Here is a 3052-nt window from a genome sequence, read left to right on the forward strand (position 1 = left end):
AGTAATATCTACTTTAGTCATATTAACTTCTGTCAAACTGTCGCATAAAACGCGTTTGGCGTTGTATGGTTAAGCCTCACGGGTAATTAGTACAAGTTAGCTTAATGGCTCACACCACTTCCACATCTTGCCTATCAACGTTGTAGTCTTCAACGGCCCTTCAGAGACTTTAAAAGTCTAGTGAGAACTCATCTCGAGGCCTGCTTCGCGCTTAGATGCTTTCAGCGCTTATCAGTTCCGAACGTAGCTACCGGGCAATGCCATTGGCATGACAACCCGAACACCAGCGGTTCGTTCACTCCGGTCCTCTCGTACTAGGAGCAACCCCTCTCAATTCTCAAACGCCCACGGCAGATAGGGACCGAACTGTCTCACGACGTTCTAAACCCAGCTCGCGTACCACTTTAAATGGCGAACAGCCATACCCTTGGGACCGACTTCAGCCCCAGGATGTGATGAGCCGACATCGAGGTGCCAAACACCGCCGTCGATATGAACTCTTGGGCGGTATCAGCCTGTTATCCCCGGAGTACCTTTTATCCGTTGAGCGATGGCCCTTCCATTCAGAACCACCGGATCACTATGACCTACTTTCGTACCTGCTCGACGTGTCTGTCTCGCAGTTAAGCTGGCTTCTACCATTACACTAACCGTACGATGTCCGACCGTACTTAGCCAACCTTCGTGCTCCTCCGTTACTCTTTAGGAGGAGACCGCCCCAGTCAAACTACCCACCAGGCACTGTCCGTAACCCCGATTCAGGGGCCAACGTTAGAACATCAAAACTACAAGGGTGGTATTTCAAGGACGACTCCACAACAACTAGCGTCGCTGCTTCAAAGTCTCCCACCTATCCTACACATGTAGGTTCAATGTTCAGTGCCAAGCTGTAGTAAAGGTTCACGGGGTCTTTCCGTCTAGCCGCGGGTACACAGCATCTTCACTGCGATTTCAATTTCACTGAGTCTCGGGTGGAGACAGCGTGGCCATGGTTACACCATTCGTGCAGGTCGGAACTTACCCGACAAGGAATTTCGCTACCTTAGGACCGTTATAGTTACGGCCGCCGTTTACCGGGGCTTCGATCAAGAGCTTCTCCCTAAGGATAACCCCATCAATTAACCTTCCGGCACCGGGCAGGTGTCACACCGTATACGTCATCTTGCGATTTTGCACAGTGCTGTGTTTTTAATAAACAGTCCCAGCCACCTGGTCACTGCGGCTCCCGTCCGCTTAGAGAGCAAGTCTCATCACAGATAGGAGCGTACCTTCTCCCGAAGTTACGGTACGATTTTGCCTAGTTCCTTCACCCGAGTTCTCTCAAGCGCCTTAGTATTCTCTACCTGACCACCTGTGTCGGTTTGGGGTACGATTCCATATAATCTGAAGCTTAGAGGCTTTTCCTGGAAGTATGGCATCAACAACTTCATCACCGTAGTGACTCGTCTCGTGTCTCAGTCTTAACAGCAACCCGGATTTACCTAAGTCGCCAACCTACTCACTTTCACATGGACTACCAACGCCATGCTTGTTTAGCCTGCTCCGTCCCCCCATCGCAATTATATCGAGTACAGAAATATTAATCTGTTTCCCATCGACTACGCCTTTCGGCCTCGCCTTAGGGGTCGACTTACCCTACCCTGATTAACATGGGATAGGAACCCTTGGTCTTCCGGCGTGGGAGTTTTTCACTCCCATTATCGTTACTCATGTCAGCATTCGCACTTCTGATACGTCCAGCATACCTCCCGGTACACCTTCAACCGCTTACAGAACGCTCCCCTACCACTCAGAATAAATTCTGAATCCGCAGCTTCGGTGCATAGTTTAGCCCCGTTACATCTTCCGCGCAGACCGACTCGACCAGTGAGCTATTACGCTTTCTTTAAAGGATGGCTGCTTCTAAGCCAACCTCCTGGCTGTCTGGGCCTTTCCACATCGTTTCCCACTTAACTATGACTTTGGGACCTTAGCTGGCGGTCTGGGTTGTTTCCCTCTTCACGACGGACGTTAGCACCCGCCGTGTGTCTCCCGGATATTACTTTACGGTATTCGGAGTTTGCAAAGGGTTGGTAAGTCGGGATGACCCCCTAGCCTTAACAGTGCTCTACCCCCGTAAGTATTCGTCCGAGGCTCTACCTAAATAGATTTCGGGGAGAACCAGCTATCTCCCGGTTTGATTAGCCTTTCACTCCTAGCCACAGGTCATCCCCTAACTTTTCAACGTTAGTGGGTTCGGTCCTCCAGTTGATGTTACTCAACCTTCAACCTGCCCATGGCTAGATCACCGGGTTTCGGGTCTATACCTTGCAACTATTCGCCCAGTTAAGACTCGGTTTCCCTACGGCTACCCTATTCGGTTAACCTCGCTACAAAATATAAGTCGCTGACCCATTATACAAAAGGTACGCAGTCACCCAACAAGTGGGCTCCTACTGCTTGTACGTACACGGTTTCAGGTTCTATTTCACTCCCCTCACAGGGGTTCTTTTCGCCTTTCCCTCACGGTACTGGTTCACTATCGGTCAGTTGGGAGTATTTAGCCTTAGATGATGGTCCACCTATATTCAGTCAAAGTTTCACGTGCTCCGACCTACTCGATTTCACTTAAAATGTCTTTTCATGTACGGGACTATCACCCTGTATCGTGGCACTTTCCAGAGCCTTCCATTAACACATAATAAGCTTAAGGGCTGTTCCGATTTCGCTCGCCGCTACTTTCGGAATCTCGGTTGATTTCTTTTCCTACGGGTACTTAGATGTTTCAGTTCTCCGCGTTCGCCTCGTTAACCTATGTATTCAGTTAACGATACCTGCAAGCAGGTGGGTTTCCCCATTCGGAAATCCTAGTCTCAAGCGCTTTTTACTAGCTTGACTAGGCTTATCGCAAGTTAATACGTCCTTCATCGCCTCCAACTGCCAAGGCATCCACCGTGTACGCTTAGTCACTTAACCATACAACCCAAACGGGTCTTTGTTTTGTGACAGTTTAACTTCGCCAGAAGTTAATATTGAATACTAAAGTAGATACCAATCAATCAACGTAAAACGT

General features: G+C 49.3%; 1 rRNA gene. It reads right to left on the reverse strand.

The features are described from left to right. Window positions 1-65: 65 nt before the first annotated feature. Window positions 66-2955 (reverse strand): 23S ribosomal RNA (locus tag H5088_RS20015). Between the last annotated feature and the right edge of the window lie 97 nt (window positions 2956-3052).

The sequence above is a fragment of the Pseudoalteromonas sp. SR43-3 genome (assembly GCF_014163875.1).
Lineage (GTDB): Bacteria > Pseudomonadota > Gammaproteobacteria > Enterobacterales > Alteromonadaceae > Pseudoalteromonas > Pseudoalteromonas distincta.